At 59.9% G+C, this 26203-nt stretch carries 23 protein-coding genes and 2 tRNA genes; 10 read left to right on the forward strand and 15 right to left on the reverse strand.

Annotation, left to right across the window (positions count from 1 at the left end):
* Positions 1-51: 51 nt before the first annotated feature.
* From lnt to AC1RTQ_RS02870, 4 genes are all read right to left on the reverse strand, one after another.
* Positions 52-1713 carry an apolipoprotein N-acyltransferase gene (gene lnt, locus AC1RTQ_RS02855; RefSeq protein WP_492874151.1) on the reverse strand — a complete coding sequence of 554 codons (1662 nt, stop codon included), beginning with the start codon at positions 1711-1713 and terminating at the stop codon, positions 52-54.
* Positions 1714-1865: 152 nt separating this feature from the next.
* Positions 1866-2747 (reverse strand): CorC family transporter, encoded by an 882-nt coding sequence (locus AC1RTQ_RS02860; protein ID WP_492874153.1) that lies wholly within the window; start codon positions 2745-2747, stop codon positions 1866-1868.
* Between the two features lie 188 nt (positions 2748-2935).
* Positions 2936-3658 carry a GNAT family N-acetyltransferase gene (locus tag AC1RTQ_RS02865; protein ID WP_302088950.1) on the reverse strand — a complete coding sequence of 241 codons (723 nt, stop codon included), beginning with the start codon at positions 3656-3658 and terminating at the stop codon, positions 2936-2938.
* 143 nt (positions 3659-3801) lie between these two features.
* On the reverse strand, positions 3802-4284 hold the full coding sequence (locus tag AC1RTQ_RS02870) for an Lrp/AsnC family transcriptional regulator (protein ID WP_302088949.1): 483 nt from the start codon (positions 4282-4284) through the stop codon (positions 3802-3804).
* A gap of 219 nt (positions 4285-4503) precedes the next feature.
* On the opposite strand from AC1RTQ_RS02870, the gene hppD reads away from it, so the two are divergent.
* The 4 genes from hppD to AC1RTQ_RS02890 all read left to right on the forward strand — a co-directional run bounded on the left by hppD (position 4504) and on the right by AC1RTQ_RS02890 (position 10615).
* The gene (gene hppD / locus AC1RTQ_RS02875; protein ID WP_492874155.1) at positions 4504-5625 is read left to right on the forward strand and encodes a 4-hydroxyphenylpyruvate dioxygenase; all 1122 of its coding nucleotides are present in this window, start codon (positions 4504-4506) and stop codon (positions 5623-5625) included.
* A 311-nt stretch (positions 5626-5936) separates the two neighbouring features.
* The gene (locus AC1RTQ_RS02880; RefSeq protein ID WP_492874156.1) at positions 5937-6947 is read left to right on the forward strand and encodes a Bug family tripartite tricarboxylate transporter substrate binding protein; all 1011 of its coding nucleotides are present in this window, start codon (positions 5937-5939) and stop codon (positions 6945-6947) included.
* Positions 6948-7041: 94 nt separating this feature from the next.
* Positions 7042-7926, forward strand: coding sequence for a phenylalanine 4-monooxygenase (phhA, locus tag AC1RTQ_RS02885; RefSeq protein ID WP_492874157.1), 885 nt, complete (start codon positions 7042-7044; stop codon positions 7924-7926).
* 241 nt (positions 7927-8167) lie between these two features.
* Positions 8168-10615 carry a DUF3772 domain-containing protein gene (locus AC1RTQ_RS02890; RefSeq protein ID WP_492874158.1) on the forward strand — a complete coding sequence of 816 codons (2448 nt, stop codon included), beginning with the start codon at positions 8168-8170 and terminating at the stop codon, positions 10613-10615.
* Here the strand turns inward: AC1RTQ_RS02890 and AC1RTQ_RS02895 are convergent.
* Entirely contained in the window at positions 10555-11589 is a 1035-nt protein-coding gene (locus AC1RTQ_RS02895) for an esterase/lipase family protein (RefSeq protein WP_492874160.1), read from the reverse strand. The genes AC1RTQ_RS02890 and AC1RTQ_RS02895 overlap by 61 nt on opposite strands.
* A 176-nt stretch (positions 11590-11765) precedes the next feature.
* Between AC1RTQ_RS02895 and AC1RTQ_RS02900 the strand changes: the two genes are divergently transcribed.
* The 5 genes from AC1RTQ_RS02900 to AC1RTQ_RS02920 all read left to right on the forward strand — a co-directional run bounded on the left by AC1RTQ_RS02900 (position 11766) and on the right by AC1RTQ_RS02920 (position 15366).
* Entirely contained in the window at positions 11766-13475 is a 1710-nt protein-coding gene (locus AC1RTQ_RS02900; protein ID WP_492874161.1) for an AMP-binding protein, read from the forward strand.
* 66 nt (positions 13476-13541) lie between these two features.
* Positions 13542-13616: transfer RNA gene (locus tag AC1RTQ_RS02905), tRNA-Val, on the forward strand.
* 6 nt (positions 13617-13622) lie between these two features.
* Positions 13623-13697, forward strand: a tRNA-Val gene (locus AC1RTQ_RS02910).
* A gap of 159 nt (positions 13698-13856) precedes the next feature.
* Positions 13857-14309, forward strand: a complete 453-nt coding sequence (locus AC1RTQ_RS02915; protein ID WP_492874163.1) for a bacteriohemerythrin — start codon at positions 13857-13859, stop codon at positions 14307-14309.
* A 94-nt stretch (positions 14310-14403) separates the two neighbouring features.
* The gene (locus tag AC1RTQ_RS02920; protein ID WP_492874165.1) at positions 14404-15366 is read left to right on the forward strand and encodes an MBL fold metallo-hydrolase; all 963 of its coding nucleotides are present in this window, start codon (positions 14404-14406) and stop codon (positions 15364-15366) included.
* 7 nt (positions 15367-15373) lie between these two features.
* Here the strand turns inward: AC1RTQ_RS02920 and AC1RTQ_RS02925 are convergent, their stop codons facing one another.
* The gene (locus AC1RTQ_RS02925; protein ID WP_304350145.1) at positions 15374-15649 is read right to left on the reverse strand and encodes a DUF2798 domain-containing protein; all 276 of its coding nucleotides are present in this window, start codon (positions 15647-15649) and stop codon (positions 15374-15376) included.
* Positions 15642-16442 (reverse strand): siderophore-interacting protein, encoded by an 801-nt coding sequence (locus AC1RTQ_RS02930; RefSeq protein WP_492874167.1) that lies wholly within the window; start codon positions 16440-16442, stop codon positions 15642-15644. The genes AC1RTQ_RS02925 and AC1RTQ_RS02930 overlap by 8 nt, the downstream gene beginning before the upstream one ends.
* Positions 16443-16509: 67 nt before the next feature.
* On the opposite strand from AC1RTQ_RS02930, the gene AC1RTQ_RS02935 reads away from it, so the two are divergent.
* Entirely contained in the window at positions 16510-16953 is a 444-nt protein-coding gene (locus tag AC1RTQ_RS02935; RefSeq protein WP_302088939.1) for a MarR family winged helix-turn-helix transcriptional regulator, read from the forward strand.
* A 376-nt stretch (positions 16954-17329) separates the two neighbouring features.
* Here the strand turns inward: AC1RTQ_RS02935 and AC1RTQ_RS02940 are convergent, their stop codons facing one another.
* The 8 genes from AC1RTQ_RS02940 to AC1RTQ_RS02975 all read right to left on the reverse strand — a co-directional run bounded on the left by AC1RTQ_RS02940 (position 17330) and on the right by AC1RTQ_RS02975 (position 26167).
* Positions 17330-17902: a DUF4124 domain-containing protein gene (locus AC1RTQ_RS02940; protein WP_409816860.1), complete on the reverse strand. Its 573-nt coding sequence runs from the start codon at positions 17900-17902 to the stop codon at positions 17330-17332.
* A gap of 209 nt (positions 17903-18111) precedes the next feature.
* Positions 18112-20292: a TonB-dependent receptor domain-containing protein gene (locus AC1RTQ_RS02945; RefSeq protein WP_492874168.1), complete on the reverse strand. Its 2181-nt coding sequence runs from the start codon at positions 20290-20292 to the stop codon at positions 18112-18114.
* A gap of 526 nt (positions 20293-20818) precedes the next feature.
* Positions 20819-22042: an IscS subfamily cysteine desulfurase gene (locus tag AC1RTQ_RS02950; RefSeq protein WP_492874170.1), complete on the reverse strand. Its 1224-nt coding sequence runs from the start codon at positions 22040-22042 to the stop codon at positions 20819-20821.
* 324 nt (positions 22043-22366) lie between these two features.
* Positions 22367-23719, reverse strand: a complete 1353-nt coding sequence (locus AC1RTQ_RS02955) for an amidase (protein ID WP_492874515.1) — start codon at positions 23717-23719, stop codon at positions 22367-22369.
* A 22-nt stretch (positions 23720-23741) separates the two neighbouring features.
* Entirely contained in the window at positions 23742-24455 is a 714-nt protein-coding gene (locus tag AC1RTQ_RS02960) for a DUF2848 domain-containing protein (RefSeq protein ID WP_492874172.1), read from the reverse strand.
* Positions 24456-24536: 81 nt separating this feature from the next.
* Positions 24537-25160 carry a MarR family winged helix-turn-helix transcriptional regulator gene (locus AC1RTQ_RS02965; RefSeq protein ID WP_492874174.1) on the reverse strand — a complete coding sequence of 208 codons (624 nt, stop codon included), beginning with the start codon at positions 25158-25160 and terminating at the stop codon, positions 24537-24539.
* 62 nt (positions 25161-25222) lie between these two features.
* Complete coding sequence (locus tag AC1RTQ_RS02970) at positions 25223-25612, reverse strand: cupin domain-containing protein (protein ID WP_179625899.1); 390 nt, start codon at positions 25610-25612, stop codon at positions 25223-25225.
* Between the two features lie 27 nt (positions 25613-25639).
* On the reverse strand, positions 25640-26167 hold the full coding sequence (locus AC1RTQ_RS02975) for a flavin reductase family protein (protein ID WP_492874177.1): 528 nt from the start codon (positions 26165-26167) through the stop codon (positions 25640-25642).
* Positions 26168-26203: the final 36 nt, after the last annotated feature.

Here is a 26203-nt window from a genome sequence, read left to right on the forward strand (position 1 = left end):
TCAGGCCCAAGACTCTGCCACAAATGCCACAGCCGCTGATGCCGATGTGGCTTATTCCGTGCGGGACACTACGCCTTCCTCGGTCTTTCTCAAGGTGATACCGGCCAGGGCGCAGAACGCCAGGCACAACAGCGTCAGAGGCAACAGGCCCAAAGCATGCACCCAGCGCGCATAAGGCGTCAGTCCGTCGCGTCCCTGAACCCGGCCCTGCAACACCGCGCGCTCGAAAGGCGCCAGTGCTTTCACCACTTGCCCCCTGTGATCAATCACCACTGTGGCACCGGTGTTCGTTGCGCGCAACATGGGGCGCTCGAACTCCAGCGCGCGCATGCGGCTGATGGACAGATGCTGATCGATGGCCACGGAGTCGCCAAACCAGCCGATATTGCTCAGATTGACGAGCACCGTGGGTGCCGTCGCCGCATTGCCGAAATGGGCCGCAAGCTCTTCGCCAAACAGGTCTTCGTAGCAGATATTGGGCGACAGGCGTTCACCCGCCCAGCTCATGGAAGGCTGGCCCAGTGCGCCGCGATTGAAGTCGCCCAGCGGAATATTCATGAGTTCGGTGAACCAGCGAAACATGGGCGGAATGAACTCGCCAAACGGCACCAGATGGTGCTTGTCGTATTGATAGGCCTGGGTCTGCCCCGGCAGCCAGCCCTCGACCGTATTGGTAAAGCCCTGATCCCAGTTGCCCAGCGGAAGACCCACCAGAGCCGCGCGGCTGGATTCCTTGGCGACAAAAGGTGCGCGCACAAAGTCCAGATAGCCTTCAGGAAGCTGCTGGGGCAGCAGTGGAATGGCGGTCTCGGGTGCCACGACCAACTGGGCCCTTGCGTCATGCAGCTGCTGGGCATACCAGCGCAGCGCCACCACCACGCCCGAGCCCAGTTCAAACTTTTCGTCCTGAGGAATATTGCCCTGCAGCAGCTCCACGCTCATGCCGGGCTGCTGACCAGGCGCTTCAATGGCGTCATCACGCGACCACCACAACCCGCCCCAGACCAGACCCAGGGCCACGGCAGATGCAAGGGCCGGCTTGAATTTCAGCACCGCCGACCTGGTCTGCATGCGCCAGACCAGCAGCGCCAGCCAGGCCGCCGCCCAGGCCGCCACAAACCCCGTGCCGTAGACGCCAATCCAGCGCGGCAGCACAGCCAGCGGGCCTTCCACATGGGCATAGCCGCCGGCGCCCCAGGGAAAACCGGTCCACAACCAGCCGCGCGCCAACTCGGCCAGCGTCCATAGTGCAGCAAAGACCATCGCTGACAACGCATCCGGCGTCTTTGCCAAACGCTTGAAGCACCATGCAGCTACGGCGTAATAGCCCCCCAGAAAGGCCGCCAGCGCCAGCACGGCAGCTACGGCCAGCGGCGCCGCCAGCCCGCCATAGGCGTGCATGGAGATAAACAGCCACCAGAAGGTGGCCACAAGCCATGCCGTGCCAAACAACCAGGCCCGGCCTGCCGCCTGAGCGGCAGAGCGGGCAGCCAGCAGCGCATGAGCCAGCACCGCCAGCGACAGAATCTGCAGCCACCACAGCGGACGGCCATAGCCTCCGGCCAGGCTCAACCAGCCGTCGCCCTGGTCACGAGCCCATGGCCAGGCCAGGGAAAGCGCTTGCAAACTGCCTGCAATCACTAGCAAAGGCCAGCGCATCCAGCCTTGGGGCCTGACAGCAACAGTCTGAACGGAAGAGGCAGTGGAGGTCATAGAAATCAACGGGTACCAACAAAACACCCAACCGGGTGGTTGGGTGAATTCAAGCATACGAGGTATCGGCAGGCCTTGCGCAAACAAAGAGGCACAACCGGTATTTCCACCGGCATCACACCAGGCCCGAGCCGGATTGGCGCAAATCGCGATCAGTTACGAACAAGGCTGTCCGGCGAGGGATCCCGGACCACCTTGAACCAGCGCACCGCGCCGCCCTTGGTGTGGAGCACGGTGAACTCCAGCCCGCCCAGGTGAATCTGCTCGCCGCGCTTGGGCATATGACCGATCTCGTGGGCGATCAATCCACCAATCGTGTCGAACTCGGCATCGGGGTCGCTGGCATGCAGCGAGGTCTCGAACTCCTCGCTCACATGCTCGATGCGGGCATCGCCCGCGACGCGATAGCTGTTGTCGGCCAGGGCAAAGATATCGCCCTCGTCCTCGGGGATGTCGAACTCATCCTCGATCTCGCCGACGATCTCTTCCAGCACATCCTCAATCGTCACCAGGCCGGCCACACGGCCAAACTCGTCGATGACCACCGCCAGATGGTTGCGATTGGCGCGGAACTCGCGCAGCAGATCGTTGAGGCCCTTGCTCTCGGGCACAAAGACCGCCGGACGCACCAGAGCGCGGATATTCAGGGTTGGAGAGCGCTGCAGCTTGAGCAAGTCCTTGGCCATGAGAATGCCAATGATGTTCTCGCGTTCGCCCTGGTAGACCGGAAAGCGCGAATGCGCCGTGGTGAGAACCTGGTGCAGGATTTCTTCGTACGGAGCGTCGATATTGATGAGATCCATGCGTGGCGCAGCCACCATGACTTCCCCGGCGCTCATGTCGGCCATGCGGATCACGCGCTCCAGCATGACGCGGGACTCGGTGCTGATGACCTGGTTGTCTTCGGCTTCGGCCAGGGTTTCGATCAGTTCATCGGTAGATTCCGGTGCCGGATGGATGAACTCAGCCACCTTTTGCAGGAAGCTTCGCTTGTCTTCCTTCTCGGGAAGGCGCGCTTGATGGGGGTCAGACACTGTCTTGGAGTGCAGGACGTGCGGTAGTCAAACAAGTCTCAAAGAATAACGGATTGTGTTGACAGACGGCTTGCTAGCTCACAAAAGCCATGATCAGCTGTCACCGAGGTCGCTCAGTCAAAGCTATTTTGATAGCTGCTTGCACTGGTCTTTATTGGGCTGCAGCATTGCCAGCTTCACAAGCCGACTTACTCGCCTGATTTATGGCGGCCTTCCTGCACACCCTTGCGCACTTCCTGCACGCCTGCCAGGAAAGCCCAGAAATTGACGGCCTGCTTCTTGAGCTGGTAGTCCATCTCTCCCAGGTGCTCGGTCACCAGGTCGCTGACATGGGTCTCGAAGTCGGCAGGCGGCAGCTCCAGATAGGCTTCGGATTCCGAGCCTTCGCGCTTGACGGTGGCACCTGCGTTGCGCGCAATCTTGAGCATGGCCGTGTTCTCGGACAGCGCATGGATGAACATCATGCTCACGTTCTTGCTGCGTGCATGCAGCACGGCACGCTCGAACAAACGCCCCCCCAGACCCTTGCCACGTGCACTCTTGAGCACGGAGACGCCGAACTCCGCGCATTTCTGATGCTCGGGATGGCCGGCAAAGGCCAGATGCGCCATGGAGATCAATTCCAGGCGGCGGTTGAAGATGCCGAAGATATCGTCGCGATCGAAATCGAGCTGCTCGACATAGCGGCGCACCTGCTCGTCGTTGGCCGCATAGCCAAAGCGCAGATAGCGGTCCCGCGCATCCAGCTTGAGCAGATGCTTGATGATGCGGTCGCGATGGCGCGGACTCAGCGAACGGATGGGAACCAAGGACGGCGAGCGACGCTCGGCGCCATGGGACTTGCCCATGTCTCGCAGCCAGCCGGAGCCGGCCTGCCAGGGCGATTTCAACCAGTCTTTGGGGAGGTTCATAGCTTGAAATATAGGTAAAAACCCGAAGTTTCACAAGCCACATGTTGCATTGCAACAATTCTGTAAGGATTTTCCGCTAATTCAACACCTTAGCGCCTGTTTCCCGCTAGGTCATGGTCCGTATGAAGGACTGCCCTGAAGGTCTACAGCGGCACGGCCGTCGTGACCTTGACCCGGTCCATGACAAAGCTGGTTTTGCAATCCTGCACGCTGGGGTGTTTGAGCAGGGTATCCATGATGAATCGACTGTAATGCTGCATGTCTGCCACCACCACCCGCAGCAGATAGTCCATCTCGCCAGTGAGGGAGACGCACTCCACCACCTCGGGCCAGGTCTGCACGCTGGCGCGGAACACATCCATGGGGTTGCGCTTGCTGGTTTCGGTGTATTTTTCCAGACGCACATTGATATAGGCAGTCAGCCCCAGGCCCACAGACTCGGGCTGCACCAGAGCCACATAACGGTCGATGACACCGTTTTCCTCCAGACGCTTGACACGGCGCAGCACGGCACTGGGCGACAGGCCAACCTGCTCACCGATGACGTCATAAGTTTCTCGGCCATTGGCCTGCAATCGGCGCAAAATCGCCTTATCCAGTTTGTCGATGGTGTGCATGGGACTCATGGCGGCAGATTATAAAAACAGCGCAGTTTTTATTAATGGTTAACCCTTGATAACCATTTAAATTGCATGAAATCGATTTTTCATGCAATTTTCATGCGTCAAGCTGTTTGCAGCCAAGGCATTTTTGCATGAAGCTTGTCCGCGCCCCATCCTACAGTGCATCCATCGTCGACACCTGTTCTTCATGTGTTGCAGCCCTACCCGATGGAGACCTCTGCCATGAACGCCCCACTGACCCAAAGCAACGCCAGCACCTTCCAGACTTGGGACAACCCCATGGGAACGGACGGCTTCGAGTTCGTCGAATACGCCGCCCCCGATCCGGTGGCCATGGGTCTGCTGTTCGAGCGCATGGGCTTTCAGGCCATCGCCAAGCACCGCCGCAAGAACGTGACCCTGTATCGCCAGGGCGAGATCAACTTCATCATCAATGCAGAGCCCGACAGCTTTGCTCAGCGCTTCGCGCGTCTGCACGGCCCCAGCGTCTGTGCCATCGCCGTGCGCGTCAATGACGCCAAGTACGCCTATGAGCGCGCCACCTCGTTGGGTGCCTGGGGCTATGCCCAGCAGGCCGCCCCCGGCGAACTGAGCATTCCCGCCATCAAGGGCATTGGCGACTCCCTGATCTATTTCATCGACAAATGGCGCGGCAAGAATGGCGCCAAGGACGGTGATCTGGGCAATATCAGCTTCTTCGACGTGGACTTCGAGCCCCTGCCCGGTGCCGATCTGCACCCCGAGGGCCTGGGCCTGACCTATATCGACCACCTGACCAACAACGTCTATCGCGGCCGCATGGCCGAGCTGGCCGAGTTCTACGAGCGCATCTTCAACTTCCGCGAGATCCGCTACTTCGACATCGAAGGCCAGGCCACAGGCGTCAAGAGCAAGGCCATGACCAGCCCCTGCGGCAAGATCCGCATTCCCATCAACGAGGAAGGCAACGACAAGGCCGGCCAGATCCAGGAATATCTGGACATGTACCACGGCGAAGGCATACAGCACATCGCGCTGGGCTCGACCAATCTCTATGACACCGTGGACGGTCTGCAGATGAACGGCATCAAGCTGCTGAACACCAGCGAGACCTATTACGAACTGCTGCCCAAGCGCATCCCGGACCTGCAGGAGCCCATTGCCGAGCTGCTGGCGCGCAATATCCTGGTGGACGGCCAGCCCGGCGAGCTGCTGCTGCAGATCTTCAGCGAAAACCAGCTGGGCCCCATCTTCTTCGAGTTCATCCAGCGCAAGGGCAATAGCGGCTTTGGCGAGGGCAATTTCAAGGCCTTGTTCGAGACCATGGAGCTCGACCAGATGCGCCGCGGCGTGCTCAAGACCTGAGCCGCTTACGGAGTCGATCATGCGCCACCCCGCCCAGCACCTGCCACTTGCGCTCGCTTGCCGCGTGGCCGGCCTGGGCTCTGGCGCTACGACTTGCATCAAAAAGATACCAATGGTTACCACTCCGTCAAACGGACCATGTGGCGATCGCTTTCCGTCCCTATACTTTCCGTCATGCTGCACTGCCGCATCCACGCCTGGCGTGAGTCGGCGCGGCCAGCTTCAACGCCCGGAAGGATCAAGTGTCGCGCCCCCATCAGCCCCCCGCTACAGCCCCCGAGGACTGCAGAGCACCGAGGCTGGACGCGTCCGTGCTTTCCCGTCGCCAGGCCCTGTCGCTGGCGGTGGCCTCCGCGACTACCTTGATCGCGAGCAGCGCGCATGCGGCCAGGGATGCCAGCGTTCTGCCGTCGAATTCCAGCCGCAGCCGCAACGAGCTCTCTCTGGTCGTGCCCTATACAGCGGGCGGCCCGCTGGACCGTTCAGCGCGCAAGCTGTCGCAGGAAACCACGGCCCTGGGCAACATCAATGTGCTCAATGTCGCGGGCGAGGGGGGAGCCACGGGTGCAGCCATGGTGGCCAGGGCGGGAGCGCGCGAGCCCATGCTGCTGATGGGCGCCGTGGCCACCCATGCCATCCTGCCCTGGCTCAATCCCCAACTGCCCTACGATCCGCTGCGCGACTTTCAGCCGCTGATACTCGTGGCCCGTATGCCTCATGTGCTGGTCATGCGCAGCGAGCTGGCCATGCAGTGGCGCATCTACACGCCCGAAGATTTGCTGCGCTTCATGTCCAAGCACCGGCAGCCCCTGCGCTATGCCTCGGCGGGCAACGGCAGCATCGGCCATATCGCGGGCCAGTGGTTCCAGTCGCTGACCCAGGTGCCGCTGCAGCATCTACCGTTCGGCGGGGCCAGGCCGGCCCTGTCGGCACTGCTCGAGGGCACGGCCGATCTGATGTTCGACAACATCGCCTCGGCCCTGCCCCATCTGCGCGCCGGCAGGCTCAAGGCCATTGGCGTGACCTGGCGCTCGCCGCTGCCGGCTCTGCCGGAGGTGCCCAGCCTGGACGACAGCATCAAGGGCATGAATCTGAGCACCTGGTTCGGCATCTTTGCCACTGCCGGCATTGCGGACAGCCAGGCCAAACGCTGGTCGGACGCTTTTGCCCAGACGCTGCAAAGGCCCGATATACAGCAGTACTTCGACGCCATGGGCGTGGTGCGCGACGACCTGCGTCTGCAGGACTTTGCCCGTCTGGTGCAGGCCGAGCATGCGCGCTACGGACAGCTCGTCAAGCGCGCCCAGATACAGATGCACTGAGCCAGCTTCCGGCTCGCTTCTCCTTTTCCCTGCTGCGCCCCGGCCACAAGCTCTGGCCGCAGCCTTCGCGACCCCTCATTTCAGGGAGTGCCTTATGAACAGCATCCAGAACAGCACCGCCATGACCGGCGGCATCGGCGCAGCCCCGGTCGTCTATGGCCAGTCCGATCGTCCGCCGCGCGGCGACTACACGCGTGCCCATGCCGACTACACCTGCACGCAGGACTATGCCGCCTATACCGAGGCCGAGCATGACACCTACCACCGCCTCTATGAGCGTCAATCCGCGCTGCTGCCGGGCCGCGCCAGTCAGCATTTCATCGATGCCCTGCCCTCGCTGGGCGCCAAGGAGCGCATCCCGCGCTTCGAGGAAGTCAACGAGCGACTGTTCAAGGCCACAGGCTGGGAGATCGTCGGCGTTCCGGGCCTGATTCCCGAGGTGCCGTTCTTCTCGCTGCTGGCCCAGCGCAAATTTCCGGTCACGGACTGGATACGCAAGCCCGAAGAGTTCGAATACATCGTCGAGCCCGACATCTTTCACGACCTCTTCGGCCATGTGCCGCTGCTGTTCAACCCCGTCATGGCCGATTTCATCCAGGCCTACGGACAGGGCGGTCTCAAGGCCGCCGAGCTCGGCGCCTGCGAGATGCTGTCGCGCCTGTACTGGTACACGGTGGAATTCGGTCTGATCCGCGAGAGCGGCGGCGTGCGCGCCTATGGCGCAGGCATTCTCAGCTCCGTGGGGGAGTTGGAGTACAGCGTCAACAGCCCGCAGCCGCATCGTCTGCCGCTGCAGCTGGAGCGCACCATGCGCACGCTCTACAAGATCGACACCTATCAGCAGACCTATTTCGTGATCGACGACATGCCCCATCTGCTGAACCTGGCCGATACCGACTTTGCGCCTCTGTATGAGCAGCTGGGTCAGTTGCCCACCATTGGCGCCAAGGAGTTGCTGCCCGGCGAGCAGCTGATTTAGTCAGCGGATGTATACCGGCACGCGCCCCGGAACGCGCGAGGTCATGCGCCGAATTTCCAGATGGAAATCCGGCGCCACACCTTTTCTGAGAAGCGCATAAAGCTCCATTTTTAATAGCAATCGATACAGAATATTCAGGCTGCAAGCCCTGCAGGACTTGGCTGCGCCCTGAAACCCTGACCGCAGCATTGCACCTATAGTGAGCGCCAGAGGCAAACTGCCGCCCACTCACTTCTTCACAATGCATTACCGCTGCAACCGACTGCTGCGCTGGCTTTTAGCGCTCCAACTTTGCATAGGTCTGGCCGTCGCGGCCGAGCTGCCTGCCAATGGCGATATCCAGACCACGTCCATCGCCCAGATTCAACAGGCATCGAACACGCTGGACAAGGTACGCCAGTCGCTGGACGATGCCGACACCTCCGAAACGCTGCAGGCCCTGTCCGAAAAAGCCCTGCAGTCCAAACGCGATGCCGACAATGCCGTCACGGCACTGGAGCCGCTGCTCAAGCAGATCGATGCCCGCATTGCCCAGCTGGGGCCGGTGGCCGAAGGCAGCGAGGAATCCCCCGAACTGACCCTGCAGCGCAAGGATCTGGCGCAGCAGCACAGCGAGCTGGACTCCGCACTCAAGCGCGGCAAGCTTTTGTCCATGGAGGCCAAGCAGACCACGGACAGCATCGAGAAAATCCGCACCCAGCAGTTCAACGCACAGATCGCCCGCAAGGTGGCATCGCCGCTGTCGCCTTCGCTGTGGAAGCAGTTTGCCGAGCATCTGCCAACCGACCTGCAACGCATTGCGGCCCTGACACGCCAGGGCCATACCAGCTTTAACGCTGCCATTGCCGAACATGGCTGGTCGGCCACGCTGACCGGCATTGCCCTGGCGCTGTTTGTGATGTTTCCGCTGCGCATCGGCCTGCGCTATGCGGGCCGAAAATTTGCGGCCTCCGAACGCGCACCCAACGGGCGGTTGCGCCGCACGGGTCTGGCCGTCTGGATGCTGGTCGTGGGCACCGCCCTACCCGGCCTGGCCAGTCTGGTATTCATCGAGAGCCTGCGCTCCATAGACGCGATTGCACCTCGCCTGCAGACCGTGGCCGATGCCTGGATTCAATCCTCATTTGTCGCGGCCTTCTTCCTCTCCGTCAGCGCCTGCCTGCTGGTGCCCAAGCGCCCCACCTGGCGACTGCTCAACATCGACGACATTGCAGCTCCTGCGCTCACACGCTTTGCCTGGGGAGCCGCCGGTCTGACCTGGTTCTCCATGATGCTCAACGCGGTGGACATTGCCGCACGCACCAGCGCCGTCAGCAGCGTAGCCCTGGACGGACTGATTGCGCTCGTCTATGCCTTGCTCATCATGTCGGTGCTGATGGTCATCAACAAGCAACGCAAGCGCCAGCAACTGGCCGAGCGCGAGAAAGCCGCTCACCATGGTGACGATTACCGGCCTGCTGCAACCAGTCGCTGGCTGATGCTGGCCTGGCTGGGCGGGCATCTGACGGTGCTGGCCGCGCTGATCGCAGCGCTGATCGGTTATCTGAACTTCTCGGTATTCGCAGCCACGCAAATGGTCTGGATCACCGTGGTGGTTCTGGCCACCTCGCTGCTGATGAAGTTTGTCGACGACCTCTTTACCTGGCTGTGCTCCAGCGAGAGCCGTATCGGCCAGAGCTTTGCTGCCGGCACGGGGCTCAAGCCCTCGCGCCTGGAGCAGGTCGGCGTGCTGCTGTCGGCCTTCACGCGTGTCTGTCTGCTGCTGCTGGGGCTGATGGCGCTGATCGCGCCCTTTGGCAACTCCAGCAGCCTGATCGTGCTGGCCGATACGCTGACCAACGGCCTGCCCGTGGGCGACTCCTTCCTGCGTCCCATGACGATTTTGCGCGGCCTGCTGGTGCTGGTGGCGGGGCTGACGCTGTTTGGGGCCCTGCAGCACTGGCTGGTGGAGACCTTTCTGCCCAAGACCGAGCTGGATATAGGTGCACGCAACTCCATCAGCACCGTGGCCCGCTATACGGGCATTTTGCTGTCCGGCCTGTGGACGCTGGCGGCCCTGGGCATAGGCTTCGAAAAAGTGGCTCTGCTGGCCAGCGCCTTGTCCGTCGGCATCGGCTTCGGCCTGCAGGCCATCACGCAGAACTTTGTCTCGGGCCTGATTCTGCTGGCCGAGCGCCCCGTGAAGCTGGGCGACCGCGTGCGCATCGGCGATCAGGTCGGCGACATCCGCCGCATCAGCGTGCGCGCCACCGAGATTCAGACCGATGACAAATCCACCGTCATCGTGCCCAACTCGGAGTTCATCACCAAGTCCGTGCAGAACCTGACCATGGATGGCGCGCTGGGCCGTATCTCGATCGCGTTCTCGGTGCCGCTGAACACCGATATCGTCAAGCTGCGCGAGGTGCTGCTGGGCCTTTATGCCGAGCATGAGGCCGTGCTGAGCACCCCGGCCCCTTCAATGTATGTGGACTCCATCAATGGCAGCGTGGTCAACATCACCAGCTTCGGCCATGTCTCGAGCTCGCGCAATGTCTACAGCACGCGCAGCGACCTGCTGTTCGGCCTGCTGCAGCGCTGTGCCGAGCAGAAGATCGCCCTGGTCTCCGCCACCGACATCCACCTGGTTCAGGACCCGCAGGCCCGTGCCCCGGCATCGGCTGCCGAGGCACCTCCGTCTGCCGCCTGATACCGCTGCTGCGGTCGCTCCTGCAGTCGCTCCTGCAGTCGCTCCTGTAGTTGCGCCTGCAGCTGCAGACAGTGCTGCCAGACCCGCGCATCAAACAGCAGCTGCATATGCGCTGCATCGTCGACCTGATGGCGCTGCGCATTCGGCAGGACAGCCAGATCGGGGGGAAAGACGATGTTGTCGCTGCTGCTGCACCAGCAGCTGAATGGCACATCCTCGGGCGGCGGCCCCAGCCGCTGCAGCCAGTCGCTGCCCTCGCGCATCTCCACGGCCGGCAGGCGCTGCGCAAACCGCGCCAGCCACGCGCCGCCATGCGGCGTGGCCACGGTGACCACATGGGCCGCATGGCGCACGCGCTCACCGGCATCAAGCCGCTTGAGCCAGGCCCGCACCACCAGACCGCCCATGCTGTGCGCAACCAGAAGAGGGGCACAGCCGGTTTGCTGGACCATGGCTTTCACGCATCGGTCGAGATCGTCCACCATGGCGTTGACGGAGCTGCCGTGCGCGGGCTCCAGCGTCACGGCCATGCCGGCAATGCCGCGCGACTTGAGCCTGCGCAGCCAGACGGTCCACACGCCACGGTTGCAGAAATAGCCGTGCACCAGTACTACGCCCACCTGCCCTTGCACTGGCCCTTGCACCTGCTTGCCCTCGACAGACACTCCATCGGGCTCGGCATGTTCGCCAAAAGGAATCTGCCAGCCAAACAACCGCCAGGCCCAGCGCCACTCCGACAGCCAGGCCCGCAGCGCGACCATGGCAGACGGCAGCGGCACACCGCGGCGGCGCAGCACCCTGCGCATCATCAGCATCTGCGTGCCCAGCTGCAGTCCGGCACCGCCCGCAATCAGGGCTGCACCGGCCAAGGCCGTCGCGACCGAGCGCGGCCACCAATAGCCGCACCAGAGCAGCAGCGCCAGCCAGCTGCCCATCACCACTGCGCGCCAGAACCAGGTATTCAAAGCCTGCACCTCCAGGCGCTAGCGTAGCAAGCATGCCGCTCAGCGCCTAGGACAAGCCCCCGTAGACCCTGACAGAGGGCATCCGCAGAATCAGCCGCAGCGCAGGTTTTGCACGCTGGCCTTCTTTGTTCAACCCGCCGCCCGCTTCCCTGGACGACGAGCGGCTTCTGCAAGGTACCTCTTCTATGGACGCTGCCGCTCCCTGGTTCAAGAACTATCCGCCCAATGTGCCGCACGAAGTACAGCCCGAGCAGTACCGCTCGCTGGTACATCTGCTCGAAGAAGCCTTTTCCCAGCATGCGCAGCGGCCGTTTTCCGTCTGCATGGACCGCTGGATGAGCTATGGCGAGCTGGACAGGCTATCCGCACAGATGGGGGCCTGGCTGCAGGGCCTGGGTCTGGAGCCGGGGGCACGCGTGGCCATCATGCTGCCCAATGTGCCGCAATTCGCCGTCAGCATGGCCGGCGTGCTGCGCGCAGGCTTTACCTGTGTCAACGTCAACCCGCTCTATACCGCGCGCGAACTCGAGCATCAGCTCAAGGACTCGGGTGCCACGGCCATCATCATCCTGGAGAACTTTGCCCACACCCTGGCCCAGGTGCTGGAGCGCAGCCATATCCGCCATATCTGCCTGACCAGCATGGGCGATCTGCTCGGCGGCCTGTACGGCAGCTGGATCACCTTTGCCGTGCGCCACCTGGCCAAGATGGTGCCGGCCTTTGACCTGCCCCTTGGCTCGGATTCAGGCGCCGGCAGCCAGCCGCGCCAGGTCACCCTGTTCAGCAAGGCCCTGACCGAGGGCGCTGGACGCAGGCTCATTCCCAGCACGGCCACGCTGGACTCGATGGCCTTTTTGCAATACACGGGCGGCACAACAGGCCTGTCCAAGGGGGCAGTGCTGACCCATCGCAATATCGTCGCCGCCACGCTGCAGGCGCATACCTGGTTCACCCCTGCGCTGGAGGGCAGGGTCAAGGCCAATGAAACCCATATCGTGGCGGCCTTGCCGCTCTATCACATCTTCGCGCTCACCGTGAGCCTGTTCGCCATGCGACTGGGCGGCAGCCTCAGTCTGATCCCCAACCCACGCGATATCCCGAAATTTGTGAAGGTGCTCAAAAAGCGGCCCTTCCATGTGCTGCCTGCCGTGAACACCTTGTTCAATGCGCTGCTCAACAACCCGGAGTTCCGCCAGCTCGATTTCTCGCAGTTGTTTATCTCCCAGGCCGGCGGCATGGCGGCGTCCGAAGGCACGGCGCGTCAGTGGCAGCAGACCACGGGCTGCGCCATGATCGAAGGCTGGGGCATGAGCGAGACCTGCGCCATAGGCACGAACAATCCCGTCACCAACAAGGAGTTCACCGGCACCATAGGCCTGCCTCTGCCCGGCATCTCGGTCGCCATCAAGGACGATGAAGGCCGCACCCTGCCCAACGGCCAGGCGGGAGAGCTGTGCATCAAGGGCCCCAACGTCATGCACAGCTACTACAACCAGCCTGCAGAGACCGCCAAGGCCTTCACGGCCGATGGCTATATGCGCACCGGCGATATCGGTGTGCTGGACGACGAGGGATACACCCGCATCATCGACCGCAAAAAGGACATGATGGTGGTCAGCGGCTTCAACGTCTATCCGAACGAGCTGGAAAACGTCATCTCCATGTGCCCCGGCGTGCTCGAATGCGCAGCCGTGGGCGTCAAGGACGATCAGCAGGGCGAATCGATCAAGGTCTATGTGGTGCGCAGCGACCCCTCGCTGACGGAAGACCGGGTCATGCGCTACTGCCAGGAGCAGCTGACAGGCTACAAGCGGCCACGCCATATCGAGTTCCGCGACGAGCTGCCCAAGACCAATGTGGGCAAGATCCTGAGGCGCGAGCTGCGGTCGAACTGAGTTTTTTCAGAAAATTTACGAGTTTTCCCGAAGACTTCCAAAGTTGCTGCTAGAATTGCGGTCTTCGGGTGATTAGCTCAGCGGTAGAGCACTGCCTTCACACGGCAGGGGTCACATGTTCGATCCATGTATCACCCACCAGTTAAAGCGCGATTAGCTCAGCGGTAGAGCACTGCCTTCACACGGCAGGGGTCACATGTTCGATCCATGTATCGCGCACCAGACAAAGCCTCTTGAATTTCGGTTCAAGAGGCTTTTTCTTTGCCCGCATGGCAGACCGCCTCCCTCTTTTGCAGGATGCCTGCCCACCGATACGGCTTGCATAATGGTCTTCAGAGACAAGCTGCGCACACTCCGCAGCATTCACAAGAAGACATTGCCATGAGCCACACCGCCACCCTGGTCTGGGGAGACCATCTGCTCATGGGCCACGGGCCCATGGACGAGCTGCACGAGGAATTCGTCGAGCTGATTGCCCTGCTGCAAACCGCCGAAGACAGCGAGCTGCCCAGTCTGCTGCAAACCATGGAGGCCCATCTGCAGCACCACTTTGCCGAAGAGGACCAGTGGATGCTGAGCACCAGCTTCCCGCCACGCGACTGCCATATCGACGAGCATGCGGCCGTGCTCAAGTCCGTGGCAGAAGTCCGCGTCAAGCTCGCCGAAGGCAATGTCGCCCTTTGCCGCGATCTGACCCAAGCCCTGGTGGACTGGTTTCCGGGCCACGCCACGCATCTCGATTCGGCCCTGGCGCACTGGCTGTCCAAGCAGCGCTTTGGCGGCAAGCCCGTGGTGATTCGCCGCCGCATCCTGTCTTCGGCCGAGTCACACTGAGCAGCACTGAGCAGCCCGCCCGCGCGACAGCTGCATGATGAGCGGCCTGCTAGGCTTGAGCAAAACACAAAGCACTGCACAGGAGACCAGCCCGATGAATGCATCCCCGGCAATGCATGTCCCACTGCCGCCCGGCATGACCGTGCTGGAGCGCGGTTGGCTGTCGGCCAACAACATCGTCTTTGCCGCACAGGCCGGCGATGCCGAAGGCGCTGCCGTCATCGACACCGGCTATGTCACGCATAGCGCGCAAACCCTGGCGCTGATCGAAAGCACGCTGGCAGGTCAGCCGCTGGCGCGCATTCTCAACACCCATCTGCACAGCGACCATTGCGGCGGCAATGCCGCACTGCAGCAGGCTTATCCACAGGTGCAGACCTTTATCGCACCAGGCCAGGCCGAGCTGGTACGCAGCTGGGACGAGGCAGCCCTCAGCTACGCTCCCACGGGGCAGGAATGCCCGCGCTTTGACATCACGGGCCTGCTGCAGCCGGGCAGCACGGTGCGCCTGTCGGGCCGCGACTGGCAGATCCACGCAGCCCCCGGCCATGATCCGCATTCGGTGATTCTGTTCGAGCCCGACAGCCGCATCCTGATCTCTGCCGATGCGCTATGGGAAAACGGCTTTGGCGTGGTCTTCCCCGAGATCGAAGGCATTGCCGCCTTTGACGAGGTCGCCGCGACCCTGGACGTGATCGAGCGCCTTGAGCCTCGCCTTGTCGTGCCCGGACACGGCGGCTTGTTTGGCGATGTGCAGGCGGCTCTGGGCATTGCCCGCAAGCGGCTGGCCGGCTTTGTCCAGGCACCGCTGCGCCATGCCAGCTATGCCGCCAAGGTGCTGCTCAAATACAAGCTGCTGGAGTGGCAAAGCATCAAAGTGCAGGATCTGCAGCGCTGGGTGCATGCCACCCCCTATTTCGGCATCCTGCACCAAAGCTACTTCGGTGGCCAAACGGAACAGCAATGGCTGGACGGCCTGATCGCAGGCCTGGTTGCCAGCGGCGCGGCCGAGCTGCGGCGCGATGCGACCGGCGCCCCCGTCCTGCTCAATCAATGAAGCACGCTCAGGGCTGCACTGTGGCGGCAACCAGCCGCATGACCAGCGGACGCACCAACACCACGCATGCAAAGGCCGAAGGCATGGCCAGCGCATAGGCCTTGAGCACCCGCCACCCGTAGCCTGCGCCCAGACCGCCGTTGGCAGCCACGATGATGCAGCACATGAGAAATGCCATGATCAGCGCCATGTAGAAGGCAAACACCAGGGGCGTGTAGCGCTTGTGCAGCTTGCGGCGCAGTATTGCAGTCAGCCGTGAAGGCGGACTTGTCGCTTCAGTCATTCGCGCTCAGTTCCTCGTGGTGAGCAGCCTCGCCCTGCTTCCAGTAGGACGCAATCCGCATGCGCTTGGGATTGGCACCGGGCTTGGCCAGAATGCGCTTGCGCAGATCGGCCATGGCACGATTCTCGCCAGCCGCCCAGACAAAGCCCTCGCCTTCGGGCAGCTCCAGGGCATCGACGGCCACGGCCAGGGACGGCACCCACTGCAGATCCAGCTTCGCAGCACTGCCCCAGCGGCGCTGGTCAGCCGGATTGGCGATCTGCACCCGCACGATGGCGCGGCTGCCGGCCGGCAGCTCCGCCAGACGGCGCTCCATGGCGGGCATGGCGCTTTCATCGCCCAGCAGCACATGCCAGTCCAGATCGGCGGGCACGACCAGGCTGCCGCGCGGGCCGGCCAGACCCAGCCACTGACCGATGGGTGCCGTGCGCGCCCATTCCACGGCCGGGCCCGAGCCATGCTCGGCGAACTCCAGCTGCAGCGTGTTGCGGGCGACGTCATGGTTCAGCGGCGTGTAGTCGCGCATGGTGGGACGCTCGCCGTCGATATGGGGGCGGCCGTCGACCATCTGCGGCAGATTGGGCCTGTCCATCCCGGCCTGGGGCAGGATGAGCTTGGTATGGTCGTCAAAGCCCGCGCTGACAAAGCCTGCCAGCTCGGGGCCGCCCACGGTCAGGCGGATAAAGCCGGGGCTGAGCTGCTCGCGCGCCAGCAGCTGTACATGGCGCGAGCGGAATTCGTGGCGTACACGCTGCATGATGGACACTGTCTCGGTGTTGGACATGATTTTCATTAAGTTGATAAAGTCCACGAAATATCCATTAATAAGTTGACTAAGTCAACAAACAACCTTTCCCACCATGAGTTCATCCATCGCTGCCGAAGTGTTCGAGGTGCTGCACGATCTGCTGCACCTGTTTCGCGCGCGCCTGCTTGAGTCGCTTGAAGCGGTGCAACCGGGGCTGACCTTCAACGAATTCCGCATCCTCATGCACACCGGTCGTCACCCCGGCATCACGCAAAAGGAACTGGTCGAGCACAGCCACACCGACAAGGCCCAGATGGCGCGCACCCTGGCTCAGCTGCAGGACAAGGGCTGGCTGGAGCGCTCGGCCAGCGAAGCCGACAAGCGCGTGCGCTGCCTGCAGCTCAGCGCCCAGGGACAGCAACTGTTCGATCAGCTCAGACACCGGCGCGAGCAGATAGCCACCGAGCTGCTCAGCGACTTTCCCGAAGCCCAGCAGGGCTTGTTGCACGAGTTGCTGCTGCAGGCCAAGGACAGCGCCCAGGCCACGCGACCGTAAAGACTCTTAAAAAAGAAGCATGCAGCGCATGCTAATCAATGATTTCAACGCTCTATCACCTTGAAATACATATATGAAAGGCGATATTCGCTCTCATATTCGGAGTGAAGCGAGTGCCCGCCCCCTTGGCAATTTTGCTGTGCAACAACGTCAGACATGATTCTCCATAAACTTCCGCAAAGCAATATTGGGAATCATTATCATTTGATGAATTCGTACCCGAGCACGCTTTAGCCCGCCAGAACTTCGCCCAATATCGGCCTGCACGGAAAATTCGGCGAAACCGAGGAGTGCGTCAGCCTGACCGGCCACGATCCCAACCTGCTGTGCATGTGCGCCAAGACCTGAGAACGTGTTCTGAAAGCGGCCGAACTGCTCAGGGCCTGTGCTTTTCGGCGCAGCCGACCAGGTGGTTGTGCATGCTGGTCATGCACTGGTACATATCGCGCGAGCGGCCCGTGGCGGCCTTGCAGTCGCCGACCGTGGCCTGCGAGCGCAGCTTCACGAAGTTGCCCGCCGAGCTGTCGTACTGGGCCTGGGTGATATAGCCACCCTTGAGGTTTTTCTGGCCGTTTTCCAGCATGGTCTCGATCTGGCTGCGGATGTTGTCCACCGCCAGCGCGCAGTTCAGCGCCACTTCCTTGCCGTCGACCTTTCTCAGGCCCTGGGCCAGACCGTCGGCCATTTCCTGAGCGCCCTTGGGCAGCTTCTTGGTGCCGTCGGGATTGCGTGCCTCAGCTCCCTCGCCAAAGCGCCCCGCGCCCGCACCCGAGCTGCCGTTGGGCGAGACCTTGACCTGCGACGCATCCGCCTGCTGCGGCGGCAGTTGCGAGCCGTAATGCGTCTGCCCTTGCGCATCCACCCATTTGTAGACGGGCTGCGCCATCAGGGCACCGACCCAGACCAGTCCCAGCGTGGCGATGAGCACGCGGCCTCTTGCTGCTGACATTGCGACTTTCTCCCTCACTCGGTATGGGTCTGCCATGCGCAGAACCCGTATTTGTAAAGAAGTGTATCCAATCATCAGAGATATGAAAACAGGAGCTGCCTGCGCTTTTTCATCATTGGTTTCAGACATAAAACAGTGTGAAAACCATGAGCAAAATACGCTGACAGCTCCTGATTCAGAAGCTCATGCCGCTTGTGAAGCGCTCAGCCTCAGAACTTCATGTTCGCCGTGATCCAGAAGGTGCGGCCGGCTTGGGTAACGCCGGACACCGAGGAGCCGCCCTGGAAATAGCTGTTCACCCAGGTCGGCGTGCCGTTGACGCTCACCTGCTGGTACTTGCGGAAATCCTTGTCGAACAGATTGAAGATGCTGGCGTTCAGGCTCAAGCTCTTGTTGACCTGATAGCTGCCGCCCAGATGGAACAGCGCATAGCCCTTGATATCGCCCACGGCATCGAACACGGCCTTGTTGGCTGAGCTCAGATTGTCGTAGGAGCCGCTGAAGCGCGGGCTCTTGCTGCGGTACTCGCCGCGCGCCCACAGACGCCACTGGCTGCTCGGGGTCCAGTCCAGCTGGGCGCTGGCAATATGCTTGGCGGTGTTCGCCAGCTGGCCGTTCTTGCGGCCTCCTTCGATCACCTCGCTGTTGGTCCAGGTATAGCCGGCCTTGACGGCCCAGTCCTTGGCCAGCTGGGCGCGGCTGCTCAGCTCCAGACCCCAGGTCTTGGCCTTGTCCACATTGATGGAGTAATCGGCCGTGGGGTTGTAGGCGCAGCTGGAGATGACTGCCGTGGCACAGGAGCCGCCCGAGGCGATCTTGTCCTTGACATCGTTGTGGAAGAACGTGGCCGCGCTGGTCCAGCCCGCCTTGTTGTCGAACAGGGCCGACAGCTCCACATTGGTGCTGGTCTCGGGCTTGAGGTTGGGGTTGCCGATGCTGATGGTCGTGCCCTGGCCGCTGACACCGCTGACACCGTCGATCAGCTGGTTAAGGCGCGGCGCCTTGAAGCCCTGGCTCACGCCGCCCTTGAAGGTCCAGTTCGTCGTCGCATCCCAGACCAGATAAGCGCGCGGGCTGAACTGGCCGCCAAAGGCGTCATGGTGGTCATAGCGGCCGCCCAGCGTGGCGGTCAGTCCCTGGCGCAGGCGCCACTCGTCTTCCACGAACAGCGACCACATGGTCTGCTTGTGGCTTTGCGGCAGCAGCCCGTCCTTGAGCTTGGCATCCCAGAACTGGCCGCCTACGGTCAGCATATGGGCATCGCCCAGGGGGGCCACCAGCTTGCTGTCCAGCACCAGATTGGTGGTCTTGAGCTCGCGATCGGCGCCAGCACGCGGGTCGCCCTTGGGCACCGACGCGCCGGGGATGGTGCGGCCAATGGTCTCGGTTTCGGTATGCATCAGGCTGCTTTCCAGCGTGCCAAAGCCCAGACGGCTGGTATGACCGATGCTGACCTGATCGCGGTTGAAACGCAGCGCATCGCGATAACCGGGCTGCGAACCAGGCTTGGCAACCGCATCGCGATTGCCCAGACGGCCATCCTCGTTGTTGTACCAGGTGCGGCCCTGGTCCACGTCCAGCCAGATATCGTGATAGCGGCTGGGCGTCAGCGTCAGCTTGGCACCCAGGCTGTGCTGGCGGCTTTGCGCCGGCGCGGGGTTGCGTGAACCGGCGGGCTGTGCGGCGCCAGGGGCCAGCACCCAGTCCGAGGCATCGCGGTTGAAGGTGCTGCCACGCACGGCCAGGCCCAGCAGCTCCTGCTTGATGGGGCCGTTGATGTAGAAGCTGCTCTTGTACTGGTTGCCCCATTCGCTGTCTTGCGGAATACCGGCGCCCACGCTGACTTCGCCACCCCACTCCTTGCCGACCTTGCGCGTGATGATGTTGATCACGCCGCCCATGGCGTCCGAGCCGTAAAGCGTGGACATGGGGCCGCGAATGACTTCGATACGCTCGATGGCCGACATGGGCGGCATGAAGCTGGTCAGCGCCGCACCAAAGCCGTTGGGCGTGACGTCGCCCGCCACGTTCTGGCGGCGCCCGTCGATCAGGATCAGCGTGTAGTCGCTGGGCATGCCACGGATGCTGATATCGAGGCCGCCGGTCTTGCCGGTGCCGCCCATCACATCAATGCCTTCCACGCCCTGCAGGGCTTCTGCCAGATCGCGGAAGTTCTTGGTCTCAAGCTCCTGGCGCGTCACGACGGAGATGGAGGCCGGGGCATTTTTCAGTTCTTGCTCGAAGCCGGAGGCAGAGACCACCACCTCCTCCATGGTGGACTCCCTGGCTTGCGCAAAAGCATTGCCGGCGCATGCGGCGGCAGCGGCCAGGGCCAGTAGACGGGGTTGCCAGCGAATATGGCGGGCACGGCTGAGAGCTGCGTTGGACATGATGACTCCTCGGCCTGCCTAGGGCAGGTCGTTCACAGATACGGGTAGGAAGCGGCGGCCCGGTGGGCCTTCTGGACAGCTGGCAGGCAGCTAAAGGGAGACAAAGCCGAGGTTGTATGTGACGTTATGGGCTCTGACGGTTGCAATTATGTACTTTTGTAAACGCAAACCAATCTCATTCGCCATCTGTTTGTAGGTTATTCACCTACATGGGACTTTGCGTGCTATCTCGCGCGCGCCCCGGCGCGCCTGGGCAAATACGAGCGGTTTCGCGAGAGCCGGAGCACCATGAAAAAAGCGCCCTGCCCCTTTCGGGCAGAGCGCTAGCAGCGATAGGTCCGCGCGCCACCAGCGCATCGGAGCCCAAGGCCTACGGCAGGTCCTTCATGGTTTCGGGATCATCGGCAAATGGTGGGACAAACTCAGGTCTTGTGCAACCTCTGCAAGCGACAAACGCGGTGGGCCGCCCTAGATCCTCAACAACAACACCACGCAAAATTGCTTAAGGAAGCCTTTTCGCTCTCATTCAGTGGGCAGCCCATTCAATTTTGGAAAGGTCAACACCTTCCAAATGCATTTCCCACAAAGGACTCATGTCACGAAGTTTGGCAACCTTCTCTTTAAGCAGGTTGACCGCAAAGTCAATCTCGGCTTCCGTTGTGAATCGCCCCAAAGAGAACCGAATGGAACTGTGGGCCAACTCGTCATTCCGCCCCATTGCGCGCAGAACATACGAAGGCTCCAATGAGGCGGAAGTACAGGCAGAGCCCGAAGATACAGCCAGGTCACGAACCGCCATGATCAACGACTCGCCTTCAACATAGTTAAAGCTGACGTTAAGAATGTTGGGAACGCGCGACTCCAAAGATCCATTCACATAGATCTCCTCAATTGCCTGCAGGCCTTTCCACAACCGCTCCCGTAGCACATGAAGCTGCGGAGCTTCGCTTGCCATCTCAATCTTAGCGATCCGGAAGGCCTCCCCCATCCCAACGATCTGGTGGGTAGGCAATGTACCTGAGCGCATCCCTCTCTCATGCCCTCCACCGTGGATCTGTGCTTCCAATCGAACGCGGGGCTTGCGTCGTACATAAAGTGCTCCAATCCCCTTTGGGCCGTACAACTTGTGAGCAGTCACCGTCAGAAGATCCGCGTAGATCTCATCGACGTTGACTGGGATTTTCCCCGCTGCTTGAACTGCGTCACAGTGAAAAACAATCTTGCGTTCGCGGCATGCCTTGCCAATTTCCCCAACCGGCTGAACCACGCCCGTTTCGTTGTTGGCCATCATGATGGACACCAGCGTGGTGTCAGGACGTATTGCCTCTAGCACTTGCTCCAACGTAACAAGCCCATCTTCGTTGACGGGCAAGTAGGTAGTAGTGAAGCCTTGACGTTCCAACTCTCTGAATGTGTCGAGAACAGCCTTGTGCTCCGTTGCCTGAGTGATGAGGTGCTTGCCTTTTTCCTTCAAGAAATTTGCTGCACCTTTGATTGCCAGGTTGTTGCCCTCGGTTGCACCCGAGGTCCAAACAATCTCACGCGGGTCAGCACCTAAGAGCTCAGCGACAAATCTCCGTGCTTCCTCGACAGCACTCTCGGCATCCCATCCATAAGAGTGGCTTCGAGAGGCAGGGTTGCCGAAGATGCTGCAAAAGTAGGGCTCCATCGCATCAAAAACGCGTCGATCAACAGGCGTCGTAGCGCTGTAGTCCAGGTACACCGGCAAGCGTGAAGGAGTAGTTGTCATGATCAAGAATCTTTCAAGGCTTTTAATTATAAAAAAAAGCTTTTTAAGTAAGCAAAATGCACCCTCAAAAAGTATGGACTTCCAGCTCAAGGTTTGGCAGATTGATCAAGACGCAACGAGGCCGAACGGATGCTGACAAGCTGAGATGAACTGATGAACGGGCAATGCCATCCTTACCCGAACTGGCGGTTTCAAAAGGACGCTGCTATGAAAGGCTTTTAGCCATTGAAAATGCCAGAGATGCCCCCCAGGCATCCTCCGTTCAATAGAGGATCTGGATTGAGCAGTCTCTGGCTATAAAGAGGCAGGACGCCATTGATTGCACTACACGACTTCGCGCTTTGCGTCCAAGGCAGCTTCTACAGCGAGTGCAACAGCTGCTAGTTCAGCATCGTTGCCATTTGTGGAAGCCAGCATCAGTCCAACGGGTAGATCGCCTTGCAGATGGCAAGGGATGCTGAAAGCACATCCGTCCAGATAATTGATCGCGAAAGTGTTTCGCAGCAGCAGTCCGTTGGCCTTAAAGAATGCATCGTCACTCTTGACCAAACCTGCAATCTCAGGAGCAATCATGGGTACGGTAGGACAGATCAAGGCATCGAAGGGAGCCAGTACAGCCTCCGATCGATCAATCCAACGCTTTCTGGCATCCTGCATTTCAATGTAGTCTGCTGCGCTCACAGTGGAACCCAGCGCAATGCGCTGTGCTACTCGGGAGTCAAAGCTCTGTTGCTGATGCGTAAACTTTGCTTTGTGAACTGCGTACGCTTCAATTGCTGAAAAACCGCCAGGCGAGTTCAGACGTGGAATCTCAGCAAGCTCTTCAAACGCAATTGTCGTGATGTGAGCCCCTGCTTGGGACAGCCATGACAATGCTCGCTCGAACGCCTGGATTACAGCTGTATCAGCGCCATCAAACATGACTGAGCGTGGCACGGCCAATCGCATGCCTGCAAGCGGCAGCCGTTTCACATCAAGTGGAGCACCAGACAGAGCAGCATCCACAGTCATGCAGTCCGCAACGCTTCTCGTCATGGCACAAACAGTATCCAACGTCCGAGAGAGCTCAAACGCTCCCAGCCTAGGGACTCGAGACTGGGTACTTTTAAACCCAACCAGGCCGCACAAGGCTGCAGGTATACGTATCGATCCACCCGTATCTGAACCCAACCCTGCAATGGCCAAACCTAGTGCCACTGACACTGCGGCTCCCGAGGAGGAGCCTCCGGGGATTCGCGCAACATTGGAATCTGCAGGATTCACTGGAGTTCCATAGTGAGGATTGATGCCTACGCCGGAAAACGCGAACTCTGTCATATTCGTTTTTCCAACAATCGCTGCCCCCTCTTTTCTCAATCGAGAAACGGCTAGAGCATCAACCAAAGCCGGCTTCTCATCGCAATAAACCATTCCACCGGCTTGTGTTGCCTCCCCAGCAATGTCGTACAAATCCTTCACAGAAACAGGCAAACCAGCAAGCGCTGGGATCTCAGCTCCCGCAGCCAAAAGCTGATCGGCCGATCGTGCAGCCGCTAACGCGGCATCTGCATACAAAGCAGTAAAGACATGCTGAGCGGAAGACTGCCCGGCCTTCTCCAATGCACTCGCAACCACACGCTCGTGAGTCGTTTCACCACGCAGTATGCGCACTCTAATTTCGGAGATGTTGTGGCTCATGATCATCGATCCCCACCAACTGTCAGGCCACAAGCGGAAGCATCTCTACGGTGTAGCGATGCACGATAGAGCGGTTCCTGCGCGGATCGTGCAACGCTATCTGCATTTGTGTTGCGGGACGGATCCTTGTACCTTGCTCATTAGGAATTGCACCTAAGGTTCCGCAGAACATGAAGCTTCCCTCAAGTTGCTCATTCATTAGAGCGAAGAAGCCATCGCGCAAAGATGTCAGAGGACGTATTGAGGCAAGTGTGCCGCCTTGGTACATCACCCATTTGTCACCTTCCAAAATGCTCGACTGGAGCTGAATTTCGTCTTGGTAACTTGCAATCTCCGACCAGCGCCAAGCTGCATTTGCTATAGGCTTCGGACACATCTGCTTGGACACAGCAACCGAATAGCCTTCGACTTTTCGGTCCGTGTGGTCAGAGCCAACCGTGAGCCACCACTCGCCCTCGGCAAAGAACATCACAGGCTCGGCTTCACCAGAACTCTCTGAGCCAATAACTTCCTGTACGGAGTCTTGGCAAAGTAGATTTTTCCCAACGCGGTAATACAGCGGTACAGAAGATGGGCGAGGCACACCGAGCTCTGCGAGTTCTTCGATATGGTGCTCAATGGCTTTTGCATCGCGCCCTGTCCAACCTGCAACAATAAAGCGATGCGGATTAACTCCAATGACGCGGCTTTCAGAATTTCCATCAGAATTATCAGCAATGCAAGAAAAATAAATCATGGCTGTCGATAAAGTTTAAGTATCTGAGCGCCGTCAACTATTCTCACTCCACCAACCGATCAGCCAAGCCTATTTCAGCAGCTATCCACCTGAAATTCCTGCAATCACCTTTCCACTTTTTTCGGACTCCGAGGATAGGGCTTTTAATAAGGCCACAGTTTGGCCAAACCCATCAACCAACGATCCTACAATGCGAGAAAGCTCCTGGAAATCAGATTTTGATAATTTACCGAAAAGTCTGTTATTGACTGAAATAATTTCTGGCTCTATTGCCTGTACTTTGGCATAACCAGATGGAGTCAAAGTCAGTAATACACTGCGCCCATCATCAGGATTGGATTTCTTATGGATAAATCCGCTCTTTACAAGCTTCTTTACCTCATTGGTAACAAATGCGCCTGTTACGTTGAGTCTGGTTGCAACGTCGCTGACGTTCACCCCATTTTCTGAACCTTGCCTCGCAATCACCATAATAATGTTGTATTGAGACGAGGAAACCCCTAAGTGCTCCGCCAAATACTCACGAGCCGACTCAAGAAGATCTGCGACGACATAAATGTCATAGATTAATTGACGAAACTTGCTATCGGTCTGGGGACTTTTGTCGAGAAGCGCTGGAAGAGAGACTGTAGGACCCAAGGTCAACTTTTTTTCCTTGTCTTTCTTCGTAGCGCTTTCGCTCGATTTCGCTGGGCGACGCTGCATGCAGAAACTCCAGAAGTTCTATGAACAGCCGGAGATTGTGACGCATCTTGATCCTTAGCTTGTCAAGCAGGATCGTAGTAGTGGGTTTCCAGCAGATAGCATCCGTTCTTCGAACGGAAGGGGCCATGCCACGCACCGGGTGGACGCACGGCGTATGTGTAGCCTTCAAAGGACTCGCCACCATGGCCACTGTCATCAGCACCGACGGTCATGTCACCTTCCAACATGAACACTTCTTCCCAGTAGTCATGGACGATGGGCTTGTATGTCGCAAAGCCGGCCGGGAAGCGCAGGATACGAGTACGACTACCCTGCTTTTTCTCCGTGTCCAGCGAGCCGGAGATGATGATCTCCAACGCACCGGAATCAGGGGCATAGCCTTCAGGCAACTTCCAGCCTGGCGCATTGAGGTCAATTTTGTGAAACTCGTGATGAGCTTTGGTAACAGCCATTTCACTTACTCCTAGGTTAAAAAAACATTAGATCGACGCTGAGATCGTCGGCTGTTGCAGGGAGGCATATCGCCCACTAAAAAAAACCAGAGGCGAACCCTCTTCACGCTTGTGAATACGCAATACACGGCCAACAAAAATCACGTGATCACCACCGTCATATTCGGCGTAAGGAGCGCATTGAAAAGCAACAATGGAATTGGCCAACGTGAATGGAAGCCCATCATGCAATTCCACCTCCGTTTCACCCCATTTATCACCTTTTGCCGTTGCAAATCGGTTTGAGATGTGTTCATGCTGTTGACCCAGTACATTAATACTGAACATCTTGGATTTACAAAGAGCCGGCAAGCTCATTGCTCTTTTATCGATAGAGAAAAGAACCAGCGGAGGGTCGAGCGAGACCGAATTGAACGACGTAATAGTCATTCCAATCCGAAATTCGCCTTTTTCATCATTTGCAGTAACTACCGCCACGCCTGTGGGGAACAAGCCAAGTGCAGAGCGAAAGTCTTTGCGATCAATTTCCGGATAAGGTGTAAACGAGGAATTCATGAAAATGTCTCCTTAACAATGCGGACAGGCGTGCGC

Source organism: Comamonas sp. GW821-FHT11H03, from assembly GCF_058807955.1.

Bases quoted from the DNA above. Each gene is read 5' to 3' on its own strand.
- AC1RTQ_RS02960 (WP_492874172.1), bottom strand. From the start codon at position 24,455: ATGATTTATTTTTCTTGCATTGCTGATAATTCTGATGGAAATTCTGAA.
- hppD (WP_492874155.1), top strand. From the start codon at position 4,504: ATGAACGCCCCACTGACCCAAAGCAACGCCAGCACCTTCCAGACTTGG.
- AC1RTQ_RS02965 (WP_492874174.1), bottom strand. From the start codon at position 25,160: ATGCAGCGTCGCCCAGCGAAATCGAGCGAAAGCGCTACGAAGAAAGAC.
- lnt (WP_492874151.1), bottom strand. From the start codon at position 1,713: ATGACCTCCACTGCCTCTTCCGTTCAGACTGTTGCTGTCAGGCCCCAA.
- AC1RTQ_RS02940 (WP_409816860.1), bottom strand. From the start codon at position 17,902: ATGTCAGCAGCAAGAGGCCGCGTGCTCATCGCCACGCTGGGACTGGTC.
- AC1RTQ_RS02950 (WP_492874170.1), bottom strand. From the start codon at position 22,042: ATGACAACTACTCCTTCACGCTTGCCGGTGTACCTGGACTACAGCGCT.
- AC1RTQ_RS02945 (WP_492874168.1), bottom strand. From the start codon at position 20,292: ATGTCCAACGCAGCTCTCAGCCGTGCCCGCCATATTCGCTGGCAACCC.
- AC1RTQ_RS02915 (WP_492874163.1), top strand. From the start codon at position 13,857: ATGAGCCACACCGCCACCCTGGTCTGGGGAGACCATCTGCTCATGGGC.
- AC1RTQ_RS02920 (WP_492874165.1), top strand. From the start codon at position 14,404: ATGAATGCATCCCCGGCAATGCATGTCCCACTGCCGCCCGGCATGACC.
- AC1RTQ_RS02975 (WP_492874177.1), bottom strand. From the start codon at position 26,167: ATGAATTCCTCGTTTACACCTTATCCGGAAATTGATCGCAAAGACTTT.
- AC1RTQ_RS02890 (WP_492874158.1), top strand. From the start codon at position 8,168: ATGCATTACCGCTGCAACCGACTGCTGCGCTGGCTTTTAGCGCTCCAA.
- AC1RTQ_RS02865 (WP_302088950.1), bottom strand. From the start codon at position 3,658: ATGAACCTCCCCAAAGACTGGTTGAAATCGCCCTGGCAGGCCGGCTCC.
- AC1RTQ_RS02970 (WP_179625899.1), bottom strand. From the start codon at position 25,612: ATGGCTGTTACCAAAGCTCATCACGAGTTTCACAAAATTGACCTCAAT.
- AC1RTQ_RS02925 (WP_304350145.1), bottom strand. From the start codon at position 15,649: ATGACTGAAGCGACAAGTCCGCCTTCACGGCTGACTGCAATACTGCGC.
- AC1RTQ_RS02930 (WP_492874167.1), bottom strand. From the start codon at position 16,442: ATGAAAATCATGTCCAACACCGAGACAGTGTCCATCATGCAGCGTGTA.
- phhA (WP_492874157.1), top strand. From the start codon at position 7,042: ATGAACAGCATCCAGAACAGCACCGCCATGACCGGCGGCATCGGCGCA.
- AC1RTQ_RS02900 (WP_492874161.1), top strand. From the start codon at position 11,766: ATGGACGCTGCCGCTCCCTGGTTCAAGAACTATCCGCCCAATGTGCCG.
- AC1RTQ_RS02955 (WP_492874515.1), bottom strand. From the start codon at position 23,719: ATGAGCCACAACATCTCCGAAATTAGAGTGCGCATACTGCGTGGTGAA.
- AC1RTQ_RS02935 (WP_302088939.1), top strand. From the start codon at position 16,510: ATGAGTTCATCCATCGCTGCCGAAGTGTTCGAGGTGCTGCACGATCTG.
- AC1RTQ_RS02870 (WP_302088949.1), bottom strand. From the start codon at position 4,284: ATGAGTCCCATGCACACCATCGACAAACTGGATAAGGCGATTTTGCGC.